This window comes from Streptomyces zingiberis (assembly GCF_012034935.1).
Lineage (GTDB): Bacteria > Actinomycetota > Actinomycetes > Streptomycetales > Streptomycetaceae > Streptomyces > Streptomyces zingiberis.
The window spans coordinates 69,421-91,773 of record NZ_JAATEN010000017.1 but is presented as its reverse complement, the minus strand read 5'-3'; the positions used below and the strand labels follow the sequence as shown (position 1 = coordinate 91,773).

Annotated in this window: 17 protein-coding genes, 1 tRNA gene and 1 riboswitch; of the genes, 12 read left to right on the top strand and 6 right to left on the bottom strand. The window is 74.3% G+C overall.

The window, feature by feature from the left end; translation table 11 throughout:
- The first annotated feature begins 52 nt into the window (after positions 1–52).
- The 9 genes from HCK00_RS20025 to HCK00_RS19985 all read left to right on the top strand — a co-directional run bounded on the left by HCK00_RS20025 (position 53) and on the right by HCK00_RS19985 (position 11,686).
- Positions 53–1,432, top strand: coding sequence for a cytochrome P450 family protein (locus HCK00_RS20025; RefSeq protein ID WP_168103389.1), 1,380 nt, complete (start codon positions 53–55; stop codon positions 1,430–1,432).
- A 127-nt stretch (positions 1,433–1,559) separates the two neighbouring features.
- The gene (locus HCK00_RS27000) at positions 1,560–2,426 is read left to right on the top strand and encodes a transglycosylase family protein (RefSeq protein ID WP_206320629.1); all 867 of its coding nucleotides are present in this window, start codon (positions 1,560–1,562) and stop codon (positions 2,424–2,426) included.
- A gap of 426 nt (positions 2,427–2,852) precedes the next feature.
- Positions 2,853–3,015, top strand: a riboswitch (cyclic di-AMP (ydaO/yuaA leader).
- Positions 3,016–3,019: 4 nt separating this feature from the next.
- Complete coding sequence (locus tag HCK00_RS20015; RefSeq protein ID WP_168103388.1) at positions 3,020–3,811, top strand: LysM peptidoglycan-binding domain-containing protein; 792 nt, start codon at positions 3,020–3,022, stop codon at positions 3,809–3,811.
- Between the two features lie 401 nt (positions 3,812–4,212).
- Complete coding sequence (gene eno / locus HCK00_RS20010) at positions 4,213–5,499, top strand: phosphopyruvate hydratase (protein WP_206320628.1); 1,287 nt, start codon at positions 4,213–4,215, stop codon at positions 5,497–5,499.
- 156 nt (positions 5,500–5,655) lie between these two features.
- Positions 5,656–6,204 (top strand): FtsB family cell division protein, encoded by a 549-nt coding sequence (locus HCK00_RS20005; RefSeq protein WP_168103386.1) that lies wholly within the window; start codon positions 5,656–5,658, stop codon positions 6,202–6,204.
- A gap of 107 nt (positions 6,205–6,311) precedes the next feature.
- Positions 6,312–6,932 (top strand): DUF501 domain-containing protein, encoded by a 621-nt coding sequence (locus HCK00_RS20000; protein WP_240965741.1) that lies wholly within the window; start codon positions 6,312–6,314, stop codon positions 6,930–6,932.
- Positions 6,929–7,915, top strand: a complete 987-nt coding sequence (locus tag HCK00_RS19995; RefSeq protein WP_168103385.1) for a Ppx/GppA phosphatase family protein — start codon at positions 6,929–6,931, stop codon at positions 7,913–7,915. Before HCK00_RS20000 ends, HCK00_RS19995 begins: the two co-directional genes overlap by 4 nt.
- Positions 7,916–8,430: 515 nt before the next feature.
- On the top strand, positions 8,431–9,864 hold the full coding sequence (locus HCK00_RS19990; protein WP_168103384.1) for an NAD(P)/FAD-dependent oxidoreductase: 1,434 nt from the start codon (positions 8,431–8,433) through the stop codon (positions 9,862–9,864).
- 487 nt (positions 9,865–10,351) lie between these two features.
- The gene (locus HCK00_RS19985; RefSeq protein WP_168103383.1) at positions 10,352–11,686 is read left to right on the top strand and encodes an SAM-dependent methyltransferase; all 1,335 of its coding nucleotides are present in this window, start codon (positions 10,352–10,354) and stop codon (positions 11,684–11,686) included.
- A gap of 222 nt (positions 11,687–11,908) precedes the next feature.
- Here HCK00_RS19985 and HCK00_RS19980 read toward each other — a convergent pair whose 3' ends face one another.
- On the bottom strand, positions 11,909–14,422 hold the full coding sequence (locus HCK00_RS19980) for an ABC transporter permease (protein ID WP_168103382.1): 2,514 nt from the start codon (positions 14,420–14,422) through the stop codon (positions 11,909–11,911).
- 89 nt (positions 14,423–14,511) lie between these two features.
- Positions 14,512–15,345 carry an ABC transporter ATP-binding protein gene (locus HCK00_RS19975; protein ID WP_168103381.1) on the bottom strand — a complete coding sequence of 278 codons (834 nt, stop codon included), beginning with the start codon at positions 15,343–15,345 and terminating at the stop codon, positions 14,512–14,514.
- 494 nt (positions 15,346–15,839) lie between these two features.
- Between HCK00_RS19975 and HCK00_RS19970 the strand changes: the two genes are divergently transcribed.
- Positions 15,840–15,922 (top strand) — tRNA-Leu (locus HCK00_RS19970).
- A gap of 719 nt (positions 15,923–16,641) precedes the next feature.
- Positions 16,642–17,463 (top strand): Bax inhibitor-1/YccA family protein, encoded by an 822-nt coding sequence (locus tag HCK00_RS19965; protein ID WP_168103380.1) that lies wholly within the window; start codon positions 16,642–16,644, stop codon positions 17,461–17,463.
- A gap of 160 nt (positions 17,464–17,623) precedes the next feature.
- Here the strand turns inward: HCK00_RS19965 and HCK00_RS19960 are convergent, their stop codons facing one another.
- Entirely contained in the window at positions 17,624–17,854 is a 231-nt protein-coding gene (locus tag HCK00_RS19960) for a DUF4287 domain-containing protein (RefSeq protein WP_168103379.1), read from the bottom strand.
- Between the two features lie 98 nt (positions 17,855–17,952).
- Here HCK00_RS19960 and HCK00_RS19955 point away from each other — a divergent pair, with 98 nt between their 5' ends.
- Positions 17,953–18,348 carry a hypothetical protein gene (locus HCK00_RS19955; RefSeq protein ID WP_168103378.1) on the top strand — a complete coding sequence of 132 codons (396 nt, stop codon included), beginning with the start codon at positions 17,953–17,955 and terminating at the stop codon, positions 18,346–18,348.
- Between the two features lie 191 nt (positions 18,349–18,539).
- On the opposite strand, the gene HCK00_RS19950 is transcribed toward HCK00_RS19955, so the two are convergent.
- The 3 genes from HCK00_RS19950 to HCK00_RS19940 all read right to left on the bottom strand — a co-directional run bounded on the left by HCK00_RS19950 (position 18,540) and on the right by HCK00_RS19940 (position 22,344).
- Complete coding sequence (locus HCK00_RS19950; RefSeq protein WP_168103431.1) at positions 18,540–19,400, bottom strand: hypothetical protein; 861 nt, start codon at positions 19,398–19,400, stop codon at positions 18,540–18,542.
- A 396-nt stretch (positions 19,401–19,796) separates the two neighbouring features.
- Complete coding sequence (locus HCK00_RS19945) at positions 19,797–21,017, bottom strand: acetyl-CoA C-acetyltransferase (protein ID WP_168103377.1); 1,221 nt, start codon at positions 21,015–21,017, stop codon at positions 19,797–19,799.
- Positions 21,018–21,129: 112 nt separating this feature from the next.
- Positions 21,130–22,344, bottom strand: coding sequence for an SGNH/GDSL hydrolase family protein (locus tag HCK00_RS19940; RefSeq protein ID WP_375781987.1), 1,215 nt, complete (start codon positions 22,342–22,344; stop codon positions 21,130–21,132).
- Positions 22,345–22,353 lie beyond the last annotated feature (9 nt).

Below are 22,353 nucleotides of genomic sequence, written 5' to 3'. Positions count from 1 at the left end.
GCGGGCCCGCCCGGCACCGGCGCGTCCGTGACCTGCCGGTACGGTCGGGGGCGTGCCCGAGACGACCGACGCCCGCTGCCCGCACACCCTCTTCGGCAAGGAGTTCGCCGACGACCCCTACCCGGCGTACGCCTGGCTGCGCGAGCACAGCCCCGTGCACCGCACCACCCTGCCCAGCGGGGTGGAGGCGTGGCTGGTGACCCGGTACGCCGACGCGCGGCAGGCCCTCGCCGACGCCCGGCTGTCGAAGAACCCGGCGCACCATTCCGAGACGGCGCACGCCAAGGGCAAGGTCGGCATCCCCGGCGAGCGCGGCGCCGATCTCATGACCCATCTGCTCAACATCGACCCGCCCGACCACACCCGGCTGCGGCGGCTGGTGGCCAAGGCGTTCACCCCCCGCCGGGTGGCCGCGTTCGAGCCCCGGGTGCGGGAGCTGACCGACCGGCTCATCGACGGTTTCGCGGCCCGCGGGGAGGCCGATCTCATCCACGACTTCGCCTTCCCGCTGCCCATCTTCGCCATCTGTGACCTGCTCGGCGTCCCCCGCGAGGACCAGGACGACTTCCGCGACTGGGCCGGCATGATGATGCGTCACTCCGGCCCCGGCGGGCGGGCCCCGCGCGGCGGCGTTGGCCGTTCCGTGCGGAAGATGCGGGACTATCTCGGCGAGCTGATCCACCGCAAGCGGGCGGCGCTGGGACCGGTGGCGGACCCGGACGAGGACCTCATCTCCGGTCTGATCCGGGCGAGCGACCACGGGGAGCACCTCACCGAGAGCGAGGCCGCCGCCATGGCCTTCATCCTCCTGTTCGCCGGCTTCGAGACCACCGTGAACCTGATCGGCAACGGGGTCTACGCGCTGCTGCGCGACCCGGGACAGCGGACCCGGCTCCAGCGCTCCCTGGCCGACGGCGAGACGGAGCTGCTGGCCACCGGGGTGGAGGAACTGCTGCGCTGGGACGGGCCGGTGGAACTCGCCACCTGGCGCTTCGCCACCGAGCCGCTCACCGTCGGCGGGCGGCGGATCGCGGCGGGCGACCCCGTCCTCGTCGTGCTCGCCGCGGCCGACCGCGACCCGGAGCGCTTCCCCGACCCCGACACCCTCGACCTGGCCCGGACCGACAACCAGCACCTCGGCTACGGCCACGGCATCCACTACTGCCTCGGCGCGCCGCTCGCCCGGCTGGAGGCGCGCACCGCGCTGGCCACCCTGCTGCGCCGCCTCCCCGATCTGGCCCTCGCCGCCGACCCGGCGGAACTCCGGTGGCGCGGCGGCCTGATCATGCGCGGACTGCGGACGCTCCCGGTCTCCTTCACCCCGGCCGCGGGGGTGCTCCCGCCCGCCCCGGACACCCCCGCGCCGGTGCCCGGAAGCGCCGGGTACCGTGGAGGCGCGGAGACCACGCCCCGCTCAGGGCCGGTCACCTGACGGAACCTTGACCGGGCCACCACCGTGATCTTCGCGTGATCTCCACGACATCGGCTTGTGACGGGTGGTGGACCGCCGTTATTTTCTGCGGGACCCCCGACCTTCGGTCCACGGCGAAAGGCACACCATGCGTTCCGGCAACGGCAGACACCGCAGACCGCGCCAGGCCCCGGCGATCTTCGTCACGGCCGGCGTGACGGGTGCCGGGATCGCGATTCCGCTGCTCGCCGCCACGGGTGCGCAGGCCGCCTCCGGCGCCACCTGGGACAAGGTCGCCGAGTGCGAGAGCGGCGGTCTCTGGAGCGCCGACACGGGCAACGGCCGTTACGGCGGCCTGCAGTTCTCCCAGGAGGCCTGGGAGCGCTACGGCGGCCTGAACTACGCGCCCAGCGCGGACCAGGCCAGCCGCAACGCGCAGATCGCGGTCGCGGAGAAGCAGCTCGCGGCCGAGGGCCCGGGGGCCTGGTCCGGCTGCGCGACGAGCGCCGGACTCGTCAAGGGGGACAAGTCCAGCGGGAAGGACGGCTCCACCGGCCTGGTGGGCGGCCTGCTCGGCGGGCTGCTCAACGGTGGCTCGTCGAGCGCGTCCCCCGAGCCCACCCAGGAGCCCGGCGGCTCCCCCTCCGCCTCCCCCGAGGACTCCGACGGCCTGCTGGGCGGGGTGATCGAGGTCGGCCCCAGCCCCAGTGCCAGTCCGTCCGGCTCCCCGTCCGCTGGCGCCGGCAAGCACCGTGGCCAGGCCGCCGACGAGGAGAAGGCCCAGGAGACCCGCGAGCGCGACGCCGACCGGTCCTCCGGCCGCCACGCGGCCCGTGACGGCGCGTCGGCCGCGAAGCCGGACCGCGGGACGGAGGGCAGCGACACGGAGCGCCCCGGCCCCTACGCCCTCGTGCCGGACTCGGTCTTCGCGGGCGCCGCCGACGACCGGTCGGACTCCGGCGCGTGGACGTACTCCGCCAACGCGATGAACTGGTCGGCCGGCACCTCCGGCTGACGCCCGGCGCCCTGCCGCCGCCGTGGGCCCCAGGGGTGCGGCGGCAGGCGCCCCACCCACCGTTTCCGCGCGGGACACGAGCCGACGGCCCCGGCCCCGTCATGCGCCGGCATCGGGAAGGGCCGCCGCCCGGGCGGGACTTCACCCGCCGCCACGGCACCGCACGGGATCGCCCGGGCGCTCCTGGCAGCCCCGTCGTACGTCTCATCGGATGAACCGGCCGCCTCGGGCGCCCCGTTCCGCCTCCCCGGTTCCCACCTGCGCAGACGGCGAGGGGGAGAGCCGAAGACGAACCGTATTGGCCCAACGTGACGGCATGTCGGTTTTTGTCACACCTGTCCTGATGTGCTTAACGTCTTATCGCTCGCCCCCCGGCGGGCGCCGCCGACCATCACGCCGAGTCCTGCCGGTGGTCGGCGGGCAGTCGCCGCGCAAGCGCCGCAGGCAGGAGCGGGGGACCCAGGTAAGTGCCGGGAGGACCGCACGGCGGCCGACCGGCTTGGGGTGAAGCCCAGTGCGGGAGCACTCGGCAGGGCCGCTCACAGCCCGAACCCGACAGCTCACCTCGCAGGCGTCGGTGAGAGAGACGTTTCATGCTGCGTACCGCCAAGGGCAGGCATCGGCGCCCCGCTCCGCCCAAGTCACGTCGTATCGTCACGTTCGCCGGCGCCGCCGGCACCGCCGCGGCCATGCCGCTCGTCATCCCCTCCGACTCCGCCTCCGCCGCCTCCGTGGACACCTGGGAGGCCGTCGCCCGCTGCGAGTCCGGTGGGCGCTGGGACATCAACACCGGCAACGGCCACTTCGGAGGGCTCCAGTTCAAGCAGTCGAGCTGGAAGGCGGCCGGGGGACTGACGTACGCGCCGCGCGCCGACCTGGCCACCAAGGAGGAACAGATCGCCGCGGCCGAGCGGCTGCTCGCCCTGCAAGGGCCGGGCGCCTGGACCTGCGCCGGAGCGGGCGGCCTGAAGGCGGGCGGCGCGCCCGCCGCGGTGGCCCCGCTCAGCGGGCTCGGCGCGGGCGAACGGGACGAGGCGGCCCGCCCGGACCGGGCCGGTCGCGCACCGGACCCGAAGGGGCAGGCCGGTGAGGGGTCCGGCCCGGGGCGCGCGGGGGTGACGGCGGGCCGGGAGCCGGGCGGGTCCGCCGCGCAGGCCGGTGAAGCCGGTGGAACCGCGAAAGCCGGCAAGGCCGCGGCAGCCGCCGAGAAGCCCGCGCCCAAGCTGGTGAAGGGCAAGTACGAGGTCGTGGAGGGGGACACCCTCTCCGAGATCGCCGAGGCCTTCGATCTGAAGGGCGGCTGGCAGACGCTCTACCGCCTCAACCGGGACAAGATCGACTCCCCGGATCTCATCTACCCGGGGCAGCTCCTGCGCCTGAGCTGACCCGGCGGCGCCGTACGGCGGGCGGGCCCCGCGCCTCGCGCGCCGTACGGCCGGAGGGCGGCAGGCCGGCCCCACCGGCACCGGGCGGCGGCGCCAACCGCCGCCGCCACACCGCCGCCACCCCAGCGGCCCGGCGTGCCCTCCGGGGCGCTCCGGGCCGCAGGTGTGGGGCGCGGTTCCCGGGGCCGGGCGGCCCCTCCCGTCCCTCCCGTCCGGGCAGGGGCGCGGGGATCGCGGGGCCGCCGGGCGAATCGCGGGAATTTCCGGGGATATCCAGGGATATGTCGTCTCGCCGGACGGGCGTGCGGACGGCCCGGGCCGCCCGGCCCGTTAGGCTCGTGCCGCAGCGCCGCCAGCGCGGCGGAGAACCACTGCGCCCAGCGTCACATTCCCAGAAGGAGATGCTCGTGCCGTCCATCGACGTCGTCGTAGCCCGCGAGATCCTCGACTCGCGAGGCAACCCAACGGTCGAGGTCGAGGTCGGCCTCGACGACGGCAGCACCGGCCGTGCCGCCGTGCCCTCGGGTGCCTCCACCGGCGCCTTCGAGGCCCTGGAGCTCCGTGACGGCGACAAGAACCGCTACGGCGGCAAGGGTGTGGAGAAGGCCGTCCTCGCGGTCATCGAGCAGATCGGCCCGGAGCTGGTCGGCTACGACGCCACCGAGCAGCGGCTGATCGACCAGGCGATGTTCGACCTGGACGCCACCCCGGACAAGTCCTCCCTCGGCGCCAACGCCATCCTCGGCGTCTCGCTCGCCGTGGCGCACGCCGCCTCCGAGGCGTCCGACCTGCCGCTCTTCCGTTACCTCGGCGGCCCGAACGCCCACCTGCTGCCCGTCCCGATGATGAACATCCTGAACGGCGGCTCGCACGCCGACTCCAACGTGGACATCCAGGAGTTCATGATCGCCCCCATCGGCGCGGAGTCCTTCTCCGAGGCCGTCCGCTGGGGCGCCGAGGTCTACCACACCCTCAAGAGCGTCCTGAAGGAGCGCGGCCTCTCCACCGGTCTGGGCGACGAGGGCGGCTTCGCGCCGAACCTCGGCTCCAACCGGGAGGCGCTGGACCTCATCGTCGAGGCCATCCGCAAGGCCGGCTACGAGCCCGGCCAGGACATCGCCCTCGCCCTGGACGTCGCCGCCACCGAGTTCCACCAGGACGGCGCCTACACCTTCGAGGGCAAGTCCCTCTCCGCCGCCGAGCTGACCGCCTACTACGCCGAGCTGGTCGAGGCGTACCCGCTGGTCTCCATCGAGGACCCGCTGGACGAGGAGGACTGGGAGGGCTGGAAGGCCCTCACCGACCAGCTCGGCGCCAAGGTGCAGATCGTCGGGGACGACCTGTTCGTCACCAACCCGGAGCGGCTCTCCCGCGGCATCGACAGCGCCACGGCCAACGCCCTGCTGGTGAAGGTCAACCAGATCGGTTCGCTGACGGAGACCCTGGACGCCGTCGAGCTGGCCCAGCGCAGCGGCTACAAGTGCATGATGTCGCACCGCTCCGGTGAGACCGAGGACGTCACCATCGCCGACCTCGCCGTCGCCACCAACTGCGGCCAGATCAAGACCGGCGCCCCCGCCCGCTCCGAGCGGGTCGCCAAGTACAACCAGCTGCTGCGCATCGAGGAGATCCTCGACGACGCCGCGGTGTACGCCGGCCGCTCCGCGTTCCCGCGCTTCGGCCGCTGACCCCCGCCCGGCGGTCCCGCCGGACGCCTCGTCCCCGGCCCGGTCCCGTACCGTGGCCGGGGACGGCGCAACGGCCGACGAGCCACGACGAGCCACGACGAGCCGCGGCGAGTCATGACGAGCCGCGATGAGTCACGATGAGGAGGCCGGCCGCCGATGGCCCCGGAGCGTGACAGGAAAGTCCCCGCCAGGGGATCGGCGAGGTCGGCCGCCGTGTCCACCACGACCCGGCTGAAGGCCCTGGGCGAGCAGGCGGCCGCCCGCGTCTACCGGGCCCGGCCGCAGCGCCGCAACCGGCTCACCGGGCGCGCGGCGCTGCTCACCCTCGTCGTGTGCTCGCTGGTGGTGGCGCTCGCCTATCCGATGCGGCAGTGGGTCGAGATGCGGTCGGAGATCGCCGAGCAGCAGCGCCGCACCGAGGAGGCGCGCGCGGCGGTCGAGGAACTGCGCGACCTCAAGGCCCGCTGGCAGGACGACGCCTTCGCCGAGCGGCAGCTCCGGGAGCGGCTGCACTACGTCCGCCCCGGCGAGACCGGCTACGTCGTGCCGCGTACCGCCGAGGACGGCGCGGGCGCCGACGGCTCCGACGGGGCCGACAGCGGCGAAGGGGCCTACGGCCCGCCCCGGCCCGGGGACAGCGCGCCCGCCCGCCCCTGGTACGAGGAGCTGTGGCGGGACGTCGACCGGTCGGACGCCGGCGGCTGAGGCAGCCGGGCGGCCGCTCCCGAGCCCCTTCCCCCGGCGGCCCGCGCCGCCCGCCCCCGCACCGTCCCGTAACCATCCGAACCGACACCGGAGAGATCCGCACAGGCATGGACACGCCCCCTCCGCAGACCGACCCCACCCCGCCCACCGAGGCGGACATCGCGGCCTTCCGGGAGCAGCTCGGCCGTCCCCCGCGGGGCCTGCGCGCCATCGCCCACCGCTGCCCCTGCGGGCAGCCGGACGTGGTCGAGACGGCGCCCCGGCTGGAGGACGGCACCCCGTTCCCCACGCTCTACTACCTGACCTGCCCTCGCGCGGCCTCGGCGATCGGCACCCTGGAGGCCGGGGGCGTGATGAAGGAGATGACGGCCCGGCTCGCTCAGGACGCGGAGCTGGCCGCCGCCTACCGCGCCGCGCACGAGGACTACATCGCCCGCCGGGACGCGGTCGGGGTGCTGCCCGGCTTCCCCAGCGCCGGCGGGATGCCGGACCGGGTGAAGTGCCTGCACGTGCTGGTCGCGCACTCCCTCGCGGCGGGCCCCGGGGTCAACCCGCTGGGGGACGAGGCGCTGGCGATGCTCCCCGAGTGGTGGCGCAAGGGCCCGTGCGTGAGCGCCTGCGACCCGGCGGGGGAGCCGGGCGGCGCCGCCGTGGACGCCCCCGGGGACCCGGCGGCTCCTGCGGCCCCGGCGGCTCCCGCCGCGCCGGCGGGAGGTGACCCCCGATGACCGGCACGCGTGCCGCGGCGGCCGGCCAGGCCGTCTCCGCGCCCACCCGGGTGGCCGCCGTCGACTGCGGCACCAACTCCATCCGGCTGCTGGTCGCCGACGTCGACCCGGCCACCGGTACCCTCACCGACCTGGACCGGCGCATGACCATCGTCCGCCTCGGGCAGGGCGTGGACCGCACCGGCCGGCTCGCCCCCGAGGCGCTGGAGCGCACCTTCGCCGCCTGCCGGGAGTACGCGGAGGTCATCCGCTCCCTCGGCGCCGCGCGCGTCGGCTTCGTCGCCACCTCCGCCACCCGGGACGCGGAGAACCGCGAGGAGTTCACCCGCGGCGTCCGGGAGATCCTCGGTGTGGAGCCCCAGGTGATCACGGGCGACCGGGAGGCCGCGCTCTCCTTCACCGGGGCCACCCGCGACCTGGCCGGGCGGGCCGACCTGGACACCCCGTACCTGGTGGTGGACATCGGCGGCGGCTCCACCGAATGCGTCCTGGGGGACGCCGGGGTGCGCGCCGCGCGCTCGGTGGACATCGGCTGCGTCCGCCTGACCGAGCGCCACCTGACCCGGGACGGCGAGGTCGCGGACCCGCCTCCCCCGGAGCGGATCGCGGCGATCCGGGCCGACATCGCCGCCGCGCTGGACCTGGCCGAGGAGACCGTCCCGCTGCGGGAGGCCCGCACGCTGGTGGGGCTGGCGGGCTCGGTCACCACCGTCGCCGGGATTGCCCTGGGACTGCCGGAGTACGACCCGCGCGCCATCCACCACGCCCGGATCCCCGTCGCGCGGGTCCGCGAGGTCACCGAGCGGCTGCTGCGCTCGACCCACGCGGAGCGCGCCGCGCTCCCGGTGATGCACCCGGGCCGGGTGGACGTGATCGCCGCGGGCGCCCTGGTGCTGCTGTCGATCATGGAGCGGACCGGCGCGGCGGAGGTCGTCGTCAGCGAACACGACATCCTCGACGGCATCGCCTGGTCTCTGGCCTGACCGCCTACAGGTTGCGGTACACGTCCCGCCGGGCGTCCACCTCGGCGGCCGGGACGGCGCGTTCACCCGGCGTGGCCGGAGCCCGGGTGGACGGGTGGACCCCCGGGATGGCGGCTCGCCTGAGCGGCGGAGTCGTCGGGTGAGCGGGGTTCCGGGGCCTCCGCGCGGGCGGCGCGCGGGGTGCCGGAACGGGGTTCGTGAAACTCTTCACATGAAAAAGTGGCCGTTCAGGCCCCTGAAGGGGTGACGGGCGGGGGAGACGGCCCGGAATGTGCGGCCGACGCCGAATCCGGCCCGGGGGGCCGATCGGCGCCGGGGAAACCCGGCCGGCGCGGTCCACTCGCTGTGTACCCGACAACCGCAGCTCAGCGGCGGTGTGGAGGGGGAGAGGGGGCCGGCGGGCCGGTCACGGCACCGGCCGGGCGCCGACAGGTCGGCGGAGTGTAGCACGGTCCTGGGAAGTGCTTGTGAAGGGTCGCACGAACCCCCCTGGGGGCGTGCTGGATACTCGAAGCATGAGCACCACGGAGCGTCCACGGATCCTCGTTGTAGGCGGCGGTTACGTCGGCCTGTACGCGGCGCGCCGCATTCTGAAGAAGATGCGGTACGGCGAGGCGACCGTCACGGTCGTCGACCCCCGCTCGTACATGACGTACCAGCCCTTCCTCCCCGAAGCTGCGGCCGGCAGCATCTCCCCGCGCCACGTCGTGGTCCCGCTGCGACGCGTGCTGCCCCGGGCCGAGGTGCTCACGGGCCGCGTCTCCTCCATCGACCAGGACCGCAAGGTCGCCACCGTCACGCCGCTGGTCGGCGAGGCGTACGAGCTGCCCTTCGACTACCTGATCGTCGCGCTGGGCTCGGTCTCCCGCACCTTCCCGATCCCCGGCCTGGCCGAGCAGGGCATCGGCATGAAGGGCGTGGAGGAGGCCATCGGCCTGCGCAACCACGTCCTGGAGCAGCTCGACAAGGCCGACTCCACCACCGATGAGGCGGTCCGCCGCAAGGCGCTGACCTTCGTCTTCGTCGGCGGCGGCTTCGCGGGCGCGGAGACCGTCGGCGAGGTCGAGGACATGGCCCGCGACGCCGCGAAGTACTACACGAACGTCCGGCGCGAGGACATGCGTTTCGTCCTGGTCGACGCCGCCGACAAGATCCTCCCCGAGGTCGGCCCCGAGCTGGGCACCTGGGGCCGGGAGCACCTCCAGAAGCGCGGCGTGGAGATCTACCTCAACACGTCGATGGAGTCCTGCGTCGACGGCCACGTGGTGCTGAAGAACGGCCTGGAGGTCGATTCCGCCACCATCGTGTGGACCGCGGGCGTCAAGCCGAACCCGGTGCTCGCCCGCTACGGGCTGCCGCTCGGCCCGCGGGGCCACGTGGACACCGAGGCCACGCTCCAGGTCAAGGGCAGCGGCCACATCTGGGCCGCGGGCGACAACGCCCAGGTGCCGGACCTCGCCGCGCGCGAAGCCGGGGTGGAGAACGCCTGGTGCCCGCCGAGCGCCCAGCACGCGCTGCGCCAGTCCAAGGTGCTCGGTGACAACGTGGTGGCCGCGCTGCGCGGCTTCCCGCAGGCCGAGTACAAGCACGCCAACAAGGGCGCCGTCGCCGGGCTCGGGCTGCACAAGGGCGTCGCGGTGATCCGCCTCGGCAAGCGGCTGAAGATCGGCCTCAAGGGCCGCCCCGCCTGGTACTTCCACCGCACCTACCACGGCATGGCGGTACCGACCTGGAACCGCAAGATCCGGGTCTTCGCCGACTGGACCCTCCAGATGTTCCTCAAGCGCGAGGTCGTCTCCCTCGGCGCGATGGAGAACCCGCGCGAGGAGTTCTACGAGGCGGCCCGCCCGGCTCCGGCCGCCGCCGCTGCCGGGTCCGTGCCGGCCGGCCGGCACGGGAACGCCGGGTCCGGGAAGGCCGAGCAGTCCGAGAAGGCAGCGGCCTCCTGACCGCTCGGGGCACCGCCCCGTAACGCAGCAGCCCGAAGGGGCGTCCGCCGAATCCGTGGGGCGGGCGCCCCTTCGGCCTGCCCGGGCCCGGCCGGCCGCCACCGGGGCGCCCGGGCCGCTGCCCCGTATCGCGTACCCCGCGGCCGTGCTGTGCTGTGCCGTGCCGTGCCGTGGCCGTGGCCGCGGCCGGACGGGGCGGCGGGTACGGGCCGGGGCGGGCCCTGCCTGGCGGACGGCCGGGAGGGACCGTCCGGGGGAGCGGTTCCGGCCGGCCGGTCGGCCGGTCCGGTTGCCCTCCGTTCTGTCCGGCGAGGGACTGTGCTTCCCGGCCGCACCGGTGGTTCCGTAGGACGGCGGAGCGTGACGACCCGTGCGTCCCCTGCACCCGTGCACCCTTTGCGCGACCGGCTGACCGGTGCCGCGACCCCGGGGCCCACGCTCCGTGACCCTCAGCGCCCACCGCATGTGCTCACGGGAGGTACCGCTCATGGCCGATGCCGCGTCCCGGCTCGCCGCGCTCGCCGGGGAACTGCTGGGAACCCCGTTCCCGCTACGGATCCGCGCCTGGGACGGCAGCGAGGCCGGCCCGGCCGGCACACCCACCTTCGTCGTGCGCCACCGGCGCGCTCTGCGCCGCGTCCTGTGGCGGCCGGGCGAACTGGGCCTGGCCCGCGCGTGGGTGGCCGGGGAGCTCGACATCGAGGGCGACCTCTACGACGGGCTCGGCCGTCTCTCCGGTCTCCTCTGGGAGGGGGAGAACACCGCGGGGAGCGGCGGGAAAGGCCGCCCGGCCCGCCCGGCCGCCCTCGTGGGCGCGGCCCGGGACCCCGCCACCCGCTCCGCCGTCCGCGAGCTGATCCGGCTCACCGGGCCCGGGCTGCCCCTGCCCCCGTCCCCGCCGCCGGAGGAGAACCGGCGCACGCGCGCCGGACGACGGCACAGCCTGGGACGCGACCGCAAGGCGATCAGTCACCACTACGACGTGGGCAACGACTTCTACGCCCTCGTGCTCGGCCCCTCCATGGTCTACTCCTGCGCCTACTGGAGTGAGGGCGCGGACCTGGAACAGGCCCAGTGGGACAAGCTCGACCTGGTCTGCCGCAAGCTGGCGCTCCGTCCCGGCATGCGCCTGCTCGACGTGGGCTGCGGCTGGGGCGCGCTGGTGCTCCACGCGGCGCGCGAGTACGGGGTGCACGCCGTCGGCATCACCCTCTCCCAGGAGCAGGCCGCGTACGCCCGCAAGTGGATCGCCGAGGCCGGGCTGACCGACCGGGTGGAGATCCGCGTCCAGGACTACCGCGAGGTCGGCGACGCCCCCTTCGACGCGATCTCCTCCATCGGGATGGCGGAACACGTCGGCTCGGAGCGTTACCGCGCCTACGCCGCGACCCTCCACGGCCTGCTGCGCCCTGGCGGACGGCTGCTCAACCACCAGATCTCCCGCCGCCCGGCCGCCGACGAGGAGGCGTACCGGATCGACGCGTTCATCGACGCCTACGTCTTCCCGGACGGTGAACTGGCGCCGCTCGGCTCCACGGTGTCCCGGCTGGAGGAGGCCGGTTTCGAGGTGCGGGACGTGGAGGCGATCCGCGAGCACTACGCGCTGACGCTCCGCGGATGGGTGGCCCGGCTGGAGGACGAGTGGCCGCGGGCGCTGCGGCTCGTCTCCCCCGGGCGGGCCCGGGTGTGGCGGCTCTACATGGCGGCGTCCGCCATCGCGTTCGAGCACAACGACATCGGCGTCAACCAGGTCCTCGCCGTCCGCACCGGGCCCGGCGGCGGCTCGGGGCTGCCGCTGCGGCTGCGGGAGTGGACCGGCTGAGGGGACGGCCGGCGGCCCGGGCCACCGGATGACGGCCGGTGGCCGGCCCCCGGGGAGAGGGCACGGGCGGGCCGCCCACCGGCGGAGACGGCGGCGGGTCCGCCGCCCCGGACCGTCCCGCGACCGGGCCCCGGACCGCGGGAGATACCGCGGACCGGGGCCCGGTGGCGCCGCCGTCCCCGGTCACGGCGGACCGGGACCGGGAACGGCGGGGTGGCGCGCCTATTCGGCCTTGATCGCCTCCAGCGCGTTGAGCCGCGCGGCCCGCCGCGCCGGCCACAGCGCCGCGACCACGCCGACCAGCCCGGCCAGCGCGAGGAACAGCGCGATCCGGTCCCATGGGACGGTCATGGTGTACGCCTCCAGGGTGTCGCGGACGGAGGTGCCGGCGGCCCAGCCCAGGAAGATCCCCAGCCCGATGCCGAGCACCGCCCCGAAGAGCGAGATCACCACCGACTCCAGACGGATCATCCGCTTCACCCGGGCGCGGTCCATCCCGATCGCCCGCAACATGCCGATCTCGTGCTTCCGTTCGAAGACCGACATGGCCAGGGTGTTGACCACCCCGAGCACCGCGATCAGCACGGCCATCGCCAGCAGCCCGTAGAGCATGTTCAGCAGCAGGCTGACGACCGAGCTGATCTCCTCGCTGATGGCCGCCTTGTCCTGCACGCGGACGGCCGGGTTGTGGTCGGACGCCGCGATCAGCGACTTCTCCGCCGCCGGGGAGGGCCCGTCGCGCATCGCCACCATCAGCTGGTAGTCCCGGGGCTTGTCCTGGTGGCGGTCGATCACGGCGGTGTCCACGAAGATGCCGTCGATCATCTGGTTGCCGTTGTAGACGCCGGTGACCTCCAGCTTCTCCGTCTTGTCGTCGTCGTAGAACTTCAGCGTGAGGGTGTCACCGGTGGCCAGGCCGGCGGCGTCGGCCGTCTCCTGGTCGACGAGCGCGCCGCCGCCGGCCAGGCCCGCCAGGGAACCGCCGGCGAAGTCCAGGTCCAGCACCTTGCCGACGGCCGCCGGGTCGACGCCCGTGACCTTCTGGTAGGAGCCGTCCAGATCGGCGTTCCCCTGGCGCATCGGGCTGGTCGCGGCCACCTCCGGCAGCGCGTCCAGCTTCTCGCGGACCTCCGGGTGGAGCCCGGGGCCGATGACCGACGTGACCACGTAGTCGGCGCGCATCAGCCCCACCGCCATCTTGTCCACGGCGGTCTGGACCGAGACGGCCACCACGGTCAGCCCGGTGACGAGGGTCAGCCCGATCATCAGGGCCGAGGCCGTGGACGCGGTACGGCGCGGGTTGCGCACCGCGTTGAGCCGCGCCAGCCGCCCGGCCACCCCGAAGCGGTCCACGACCACGGCGGAGGCGGCGACGACCGGACGGGACAGCAGCGGCGTCAGCACGATCACGCCGATCAGCACGGCCGCGGCCCCGGCGGCCAGCAGCGCGGTCGTCCCGCCGGAGACCCCGAGGAAGAGCATGGCCGCGCCGATCGCGGTGATCACCCCACCGAGGGAGTTGCGGACCACCAGCCCGCGCGCGGTGGGCGCGGCGTGCACACTGTTCATCGCCGCGACCGGCGGCACCTTCGCGGCCTTCCGCCCGGGCAGCCAGGCCGCCGCCATCGTCACCAGCACCCCGATGGCCAGCGCGACGAGCGGGGTCGTGGGCGAGATCACCAGCGGGCCGTCCGGGAGCTCCGCCCCGGTGGCGCCGATCGCGGCGCGCATCCCCACGGCGATACCGATGCCGGCCGCGAAGCCGAGGACGGAGGCGATCAGCCCGATGAGGAACGCCTCCAGCAGCACCGAGCGGGTCACCTGCCGCCGGGAGGCGCCGACGGCCCGCAGCAGCGCCAGTTCCTTGGTGCGCTGCGCGACGAGCATGGTGAAGGTGTTGGCGATGATGAAGACGCCGACGAAGAGCGCGATCGCGGCGAAGTAGAGCAGGGTGTTGCTGATCGCGGAGGTCTGCTCCGTGATCATCTCGGCCTGTTCGTCGGCCAGTTGGCGCCCGGTGTCGGCCTTCAGGCCCTCCGGCAGCACCTGGGCCACCTGCTGCCGGAGTTCGCGTTCCGAGGTCCCGGCGGCGGCCTGAAGGGTGATCTCCTCGTACTCGTCGCCGTCGAACAGCTTGCGGGCGGTGGCGTTGTCGAAGACCGTCAGGGTGCCGCCGGCGGCGACGTTGCCGTCGTCGGTGTCGAACACCCCGGTGATCTTCGGGGTGCGCACGGAGCCGTCCGCGGAGAGCCGCAGGGTGTCGCCCGTGCGGTAGCCGGTGCGCTCGGCGGTGCGGCTGTCGATGGCCACCTCGTCCGGGCCCTGCGGTGCCCGGCCGTCGGTGAACCGGTGGCGTGGGTCCTCGCCGTCGGGGCCGGGGAAGTGGTTGGTGCCCTGGGCGGACCAGCCGTCCCCGACGGGCCTGCCGTCCTTGCCGGCGAGGGCGGTGAAGCCGGAGAGGGTGCCGGTGACGGATTCGGCGCCGGGCAGCTTCCCGAACTTCTCCAGCAGGGCGTCGTCGAGCTTCGGGCGGTCCTCCTCCCGGGCGCTGTGGGGCCGGACGGCGACGGAGACGTGGTCGAAGCTCTGGGCGGAGCTTTTCTTGAACGCCTCGCCGAGGGTGTCGGTGAACGTCAGGGTGCCGGAGACGAAGGCGACGCCGAGGAGCACGGCGAGCACGGTCATCAGCAGCCTGGCTTTGTGCGCGAGCACATTGCGCAGGGCGGTACGGAACATGGGTGTGTCCAGGGTGGGAGGTGTCGGGAGGGGGCGGGGGAACCGGCCGGGGCCGCCCGCCGGAGAGGGCGTCCGCCGAGGGCCGGCGCTCAGCCCGTGGGAGCGGCGGTGCCTTCGGAGCCCGGCCGCGTGGACTCCCGCTGCGGGGCGGCCGCTCCCGTGGGCAGCGAGCGCATCCGGTCCAGCACGCTCTCGGCCGTCGGGCCGTGCAGCTCGTCGACGATGCGGCCGTCGGCGAGGAAGACGACGCGGTCCGCGTAGGCGGCGGCGACCGGGTCGTGGGTGACCATCACGATCGTCTGCCCCAGCTCCCGGACGGAGTTGCGGAGGAAGCCCAGCACCTCGGCGCCGGAACGGGAGTCGAGGTTGCCCGTCGGCTCGTCCGCGAAAATGATCTCGGGCTGCCCGGCGAGGGCGCGGGCCACGGCCACGCGCTGCTGCTGTCCGCCGGAGAGCTCGCTCGGCCGGTGGGTGAGTCGCCCCTCCAGGCCGACGGTCTTCACCACCTTTTCCAGCCAATCCTGGTCCGGCTTGCGGCCCGCGATGTCCATCGGGAGCGTGATGTTCTCCAGGGCGTTGAGGGTCGGCAGCAGGTTGAACGCCTGGAAGATGAAACCGATCTTGTCCCGGCGGAGCTTGGTGAGCTGCTTGTCCTTGAGCGGGCCCAGCTCCGTGCCGCCGATGGCGGCCGAACCGGAGGTGATCGTGTCCAGCCCCGCGACGCAGTGCATCAGCGTCGACTTCCCCGAGCCGGACGGGCCCATGATGGCGGTGAACTCGCCCTGCCGGAACTCGGCGGAGACGGCGTCGAGCGCCACCACCTTGGTTTCCCCCTCCCCGTAGACCTTGGTGAGGCCGGTGGCGCGGGCGGCGACCGCGGTCGATGGGGCGGCGCCCGTGGCGCCGGTGAAGCTGCTGGTCACGGGGGAGTTCTCCTGTTCCGGTACGTGTGGAGGCCCGGCCGGCCCACGGGAGTGACCACGCGGACCGGCAACGGGCCCGGCCGCCGGGAGAACCGGCGGCCGGACCTCTTCATCGTCCCGCTTCCCGGTGGCGTCCGGATCAGTCCGCGTAACCAGATTCAGGGCCCTCCCGAGCGCTACACGAACGCCCGGTCTCCTCCCTGGGGATGACCACGGAGCCCCGGCGGCCGCCGGGGGCCATCGAGATCGCGTCATTTACCGACAGCCTGGCCGGAGCGGGGCAGACCGGTACACCGGGACCAGCAGCGGCTTCTCAGGGGGCGACTTCTGACGGGGCTTCAGCTGCCAATAAAATCAGACAACCACCCTTCGGGAACGGGCTGTTCGGCGTCACGCGCCCGGCTAGTCTCGGAGGGCGCCGTGGGGGGACCGCGTTTCGTGGGAGCGGTCCCGTAGGCCTGACCAGCCCCAACGGCATCGTCATGGGGGATCCCGCCCGGATGGTGGAATGCAGACACGGTGAGCTTAAACCTCACTGGCCTAGAAGGCCGTGCCGGTTCGAGTCCGGCTCCGGGCACCCCCACGCACGTGGGGTCTGACCTGCGGAAACGACCGAATTCCGGGGGCTTGTCGCCGGCCTTTGGGCGCACCGTGGGCGCACGGCGTTCCTGATGCTGTGTCATGGCACATGAGGTCGAGCGCACGCACCTGGCAGACGAGGTGACGTCCCGGCCGGAGGCGACGTCCGGGCAGGGGGTGCGATCGGCATCGGGACGACTTGACCGGCCGGTGCTGTGGCCCGGCCGGGAAGCTGTGGTCCGGCGGCCGTCCTCGCGGACGACGCCATCCGGCAGCGTCCGGTCGACGACGCCCGCCCACCACCGGGTGCCGGGCGGCAGGTGGAAGCCGCAGGCGAAGCCGGCGATCTCCGTGCCCTCGCGCGCGAGGGCGAGCCGGAACCCGGGCGGCCGGCGTAGCCGGTGGGGCGCCGGCGGCCCGACGGAGGTGTGGTCCCTGTCCCCGGGCGGACCGGGCGGACCGGGTGGACCGGGCGGCGAGCCGGGTGGGCCGGGCCGGAACGGGAATCTTCTTCCCGGCGTCTGTGCTGACAGGAGGGATCGCGGTCGCGGGCCGTGGACCCGCGGCTTCCGAGCGGGGCTCACCCGAGGCCGCCGGCGGGGGACGTGGCCTCGGGGCGGCACCCGCAAAAGATCCTCCCCAGGCACTAGGGTGATTTTTTTGCCTGGCTATTACTCTTGAGGGCAAGGTCGCGCAGGGCGGCCATGGAGGAGTGAGATGAGGAGCAGCAACCCGGTCTTCTCGCGACGGGGATTCAGCCGCGACAACGGTTACGCGGGCTTCAACGCGGCACCGCAGGCCGGGCCCGCAGTCCAGACCGGCAACCCGTACGCGGGCACCAACCCGTACGCACAGCAGCAGGGCTACGGCGCCCCGCCACAGGCCGCCCGGATGACGATGGACGACGTCGTCATGCGGACCGGCATGACGCTCGGGACCGTCATCGTCGGTGCGGCGATCGCCTGGATCATGCAGATGCCGCTCGGGCTGGCCATCGGCGCCGCGCTCGTCGCGATGGTCCTCGCCCTCGTGCAGTCGTTCAAGCGCAAGCCCTCCCCGGCTCTGATCCTGTCGTACGCCGCCTTCGAGGGCCTCTTCCTCGGGGCGCTCAGCGGCGCGATCAACGCGCAGTTCGCCGGCGCGCCGATGCAGGCGGTGCTCGGCACCATGGCGGTCTTCGTCGGCGTGCTCATCGCCTACAAGACCCGGATCATCCGGGTCAACCAGCGGTTCTACCGCTTCGTGATGGCCGCCGCGATCGGCTTCATGCTGCTGACCGCGGTCAACCTCCTGTTCATGGTCTTCGGCGGCGGTGACGGCCTCGGCTTCCGCAGCGGCGGCCTCGGCATCATCTTCGGTATCGTCGGCATCGTCCTCGGTGCCGCGTTCCTCGCCCTGGACTTCAAGCAGGTCGAGGACGGCCTGGCCTACGGCGCTCCGCGTGAGGAGTCCTGGCTGGCGGCCTTCGGCCTGACGCTGACCCTGGTCTGGATCTACCTGGAGATGCTGCGGCTGATCGCCATCCTGCGGGGAGACTGACCCCCGTCCCCCGCCCGTGGTGTCCGCACCGCGTGGGACGCGCCGAAGGGCCCGGAGGCCGCTGCCTCCGGGCCCTTCGCATGCCGTGACGGGGAGGGGTTGAGATGGGTGAGGGTCGCCGGTGTGGCTTGTCGTCCGCCGCCGGACGGGAGGGGCCTCCTCAGTGCAGTCTGCGCGCGGCGCGCCTCAGGTCGTGTTCATGGATGATGGCCTTGGCGTGGCCGTAGGCGAGCTCGTGCTCGCCGCGCAGCCAGCTGACCTTCTCCTCGAAGCGGACGAGGGCCGGGCCCTCGTCGACGGTGCGCAGCCAGTCGGAGATCTCCCGGCCGGTGCAGTGGGGGATGCGGGAGAGCAGGTTCCGGTGGGTCTCTTCCGAGAACACTTGGGACATCGGCGCCTCCGGGCGGTTCCAAACGCTGGTCCTTCACGTCACCGTGCCTGAGGGCTCGCCTGTTGGCAATGGTCCGGAAGGCCCCATACGCTCGGGGCGTGCTGGACGTGACCTCGCTGGAGACCGCCGTGGACCGCCTCGCCGACCGACTGCGGGCCGCCCCGCGGAGCCGGCTCCGTCAGGGGGCCGCGGCCGAAGGGCTGGCGCTGGCGCGGGAGTTGGCGGTGCGGGCCCGGCGTATCGAGTGCCCGGGCGCGGAGCCGCCGATCATGCCGGAGGCAGGCCTGTTCGCCGTCGGCGACCAGGTGGCCGTCGCGGGACACGATCTGGCGATGGCGCTGCGCCATGCTGACGCCGGCGGTTCCGGCCGGCGCGCGGATCACGCGGATCGTGCGGCTGACGGGTCCGGATCCGGCTCCGGGGAGGCGGCCGGGGAGCGGCTGGCCGAGGCGCTGGAGCTGGTCCGGGCGGCGGGGGCGCGGTGCGGCTGCTGAGCCCAGCGCGCGGTGTGCGCGGCCGGAGCGGCCCGGGACGCGCGCCGGGCACGGGCCGCGTCGCCCCGGCGTGAGGCCGGGAGGGATCGTGATCACGGCCCCGGCGGGAGGTGTCCGCCGCTCCTTCGCGGTTCCCCGTGGCGAGGCGGCCGGGGCGCGGAGCCCGGAGGGGCGGGTCGGAGCGAGGCGGGTCAGAGCGAGGCGATGACGCGGTCCGCGAGGACGAAGACGCTGTCGTGCCCGCAGGAGAAGGTCAGCGCGTACGCCCCGGACACCGCGGAGCCGCCCAGCAGAATCGGTGTGGCGCCCTCGCGCAGCGCCGCGGACAGCGCTTCGGCGGTCTCCTTGTGCCCGGGGGTCATGCAGACCGTGGTGCCGTCCGCGAAGACGTAGACGTCCAGCGTGCCGAGCGGGCCGGGGCGGACATCCACCAGCGGGATGCCGTCCTCGGCCAGTTCGGCGAGGAGGGCGATGGTCCGCTCGTGGTGGACGCCGGCGGCGGCGTGCGAGGCGAAGTCGGGGTGCGAGGGGTGACGCCGGCGGGCGGCCGCCAGCTCGGCGGGACCGGCGGGCTCCTCGATCTCGGCCGAGGTGTCGCCCTCGTCGCCCTCGAAGAGCTCGGCACCGGTCACGGAGTCCGCCACCGGGGAGGATTCCAGACCGGCGGGGTCGGGCTGGCGGGGCAGCAGGCCGGGCCCGTCCTCGCCGCAGCCCGTCAGACCGCTGAGCAGCGAGGTGGCGTCGGCGGCGTCCCGGGCCTCCTGGGCGGCCCAGAAGGCGCGGGCCTCCGCCAGCTCCCGTTCGCGCTCCTCGGCCAGGGCCTGCGTGACGGCCGCGCGTATCTCTTCCCGCATGTCCTCCCGCACGCCCTCCCGCATGTCCTCGCGGGCCTCCTCGGCCGGGGCCCGCCGGGGGGCCGGAGCGGTGTGGCCCAGGGCCGCCAGCTCGGCCCGGAGGGCGTCGATCCGCCGGCGCACGCCGCGAGCGGCGAGACAGGCCGCGACTGCCGCCGCCGCGGCGGCGGACGCGGCCAGCAGCAGGGCGATGGACATGGCGCTCACTGGATTCTCTCCCGGTTTTGACGTCTCCCCCGGAAATTCCTACCTCAGCTCGGCGGCCCGGCCGTGTCCCCGTGGGCGCGGAACCTCGCCGAACGGGCAGTCTGGGTGGAGGCGCGTCGTTGAGTCAACCGTCTGAGCTGCGAGAACGGGCATACAGCGGCGCAGATCACATCCTGGGGGAGATTAGGTCACAACGGGGTCAGCGCGCCGTTCCGCCGTTGAGGAGGCGTTGAGGAGGCGGTGCGGAGGTGTTGGGGAGTGCTCGGGGAGCAGGTGAGGAGCGCTCGGGTGCGGTTGAGGAGCGGACGCGGCGGGGCGCCCCGGCGGCGGGCGGGGAGCCGTCGTCCCCGCCCGTCGTCCCCGCCCGCCGCCGGGGCCGGGACCGCCTCAGCTCAGCCGCTCGATGACCATGGCCATGCCCTGTCCGCCGCCGACACACATCGTCTCCAGGCCGAACTGCTTGTCGTGCCACTGGAGGGAGTTGATCAGGGTGCCGGTGATGCGGGCGCCGGTCATGCCGAACGGGTGCCCGACGGCGATGGCCCCGCCGTTGATGTTGAGGCGGTCCAGGTCGACGCCCAGATCGCGGTAGGAGGGGATGACCTGTGCGGCGAACGCCTCGTTGATCTCCACCAGGTCGATGTCGCCGATGGCCAGACCCGCCCGGCGCAGCGCCTGCTCGCTCGCCTCGACCGGGCCGTACCCCATGATCTCCGGGGAGAGGGCCGACAGGCCCGTGGAGACGATCCGGGCCAGCGGGGTGAGGCCCAGCTCGCGCGCCTTGGTGTCGGACATGATCACCAGTGCGGCGGCGCCGTCGTTGAGCGGGCAGCAGTTGCCGGCCGTCACCAGTCCGTCCGGGCGGAAGACGGGCTTCAGGCCCGCGACGCCCTCCAGGGTCACCCCGGCCCGGGGGCCGTCGTCCTTGCCGACGACCGTGCCGTCCGGCGTCGTGACCGGGGTGATCTCCCGCTCCCAGAAGCCCTTCCCGAGGGCCTGCTCGGCGAGGTTCTGCGAGCGCACGCCGAACTCGTCCATCTCCTGGCGGGTCACCCCCTTGAGGCGGGCCAGGTTCTCGGCCGTCTGGCCCATGGCGATGTACGGGTCGGGCAGCAGGCCGTCCTCGCGCGGGTCGTGCCAGCCGGTGCCCTCCTCCCCGGCGCGGGCCGCGGTGCGGGCCTCGGCGTCGGCGAAGAGCGGGTTGTGGGTGCCCGGCATCCCGTCCGAGGTGCCGTTCACCGAACGGGAGACGGTCTCGACACCGGCCGAGATGAAGACATCCCCCTCACCGGCGCGGATGGCGTGCAGGGCCATCCGGGAGGTCTGGAGCGAGGAGGAGCAGTAGCGGGTGATGGTGCAGCCGGGGAGGTGGTCCATGCCGAGCTGCACGGCCACGACGCGGGCGAGGTTGTGGCCCTGCTCGCCGCCGGGGAGGCCGCAGCCGAGCATCAGGTCGTCGATGTCACGCGGGTCCAGCTCCGGGATCTTGTCCAGCGCGGCCCGGATGATCGTGGTGGTCAGATCGTCCGGGCGGACGTCCTTGAGCGAGCCCTTGAAGGCCCGGCCGATCGGTGAGCGGGCGGCAGAGACGATCACGGCTTCGGGCATCACGGCTCCCAGGGGACGGCGGTGCGGGGATTCCGACTGGAAGTTACCCCCACGTAGCGGCCGGGGTCACGGCGGGCGCCGTGTGAGAACGGACTCTTTTCCAAGCGCTTGCTTACCGGATCCCTTCACCGGCCACGGGACGCGTGCCGCCCGCGGGGTCCGGTGCCGGCGCCGCCACCTCCGCGGCCGGCCGCGCACGGGTGACCGCGCCGGTCCCGGTCGCCGGCCCCTCCCCAGCCGCCGGCGCGTCCGTGGAGCCGCGCGCCGTCACGGGAGCCGGACCGCCCGCCGCGGCGGGGACTCCCCGGCGGCGGCGCAGGAGCTGGGCCCACGGACCACGGCGTGCGCCGGGAGCCACCGGGGCCACCCCCGCGTACGACACCTCCGTGCCGCTCTCCGCCGCCGCCCGGGCCGCGGCCTGGGCCACCGGGAGGACCGGGCGGGCCGCGGAACCCGGGCGGGCCTCCCCGGCCGGCGCTCCGGCCGGACCCTCCTCGGGCCACAGGCCGAGCGCCGCGCAGAGCGCCGGCAGGACGGCCATCGCGGCCGTGGCGTACCCCTGAGCCGAGGGGTGGTAGCTGTCGGGACCGAACAGCTCCCGCGGGTTGGCCTCGAACTCGGGGCCGAGCAGTGAGCCCAGGGAGACCGTGCGCCCGCCCCGCTCGACCACGGCGATCGTCTGCGCCGCCGCCAGCTGCCGGCTCAGCCGCCGCGCCACCCACCGCAGCGGCTGCCGGACGGGCTCGATGGTCCCCAGGTCGGGGCAGGTGCCCACGACCACGGCGCACCCGGCGGCGCGCAGTCGGCCGACGGCCCCGGCGAGCAGCCGGACCGAACGGGCGGCGGGCACGCGGTTGGTGACGTCGTTGGCGCCGATCATGATCACGCAGATGTCCGGGAGCCGCCCGGCGTCCGCCAGGAGCAGGGACACCTGCCGGTCCAGATCGTCCGACATCGCCCCCGTCACGGCCGCGTTCCGCAGCTCCACCGGCCGTTCCGCGACGGCCGCCAGCCCCGCGGCCAGCAGCGCGCCCGGCGTCTCCCGCGCCCGGTGGACGCCCTGCCCGGCGGCGGTCGAGTCGCCGAGGACGCCCAGGCGCAACGGGACCGCGCCGGAGCGGGCGGCGAGCGGCGGGCCGTAGCGGCCGTCAGCGCGGGGTGGCTCACCCCCGGCGGTGCCCACCAGGTGCCGCGCCCAGCGGGCCTCCGCCAGCAGCAGCCCGACCGCCGCGCCGCCCAGCAGCCCGGCCCCGCCCCCGCCGTACGCGGCCGCCGCGGCGATCCGGCGCGCCACCCGCGCCCGGGAGCCCGGCAGCGGCGCCGCCACGGGCCGGGC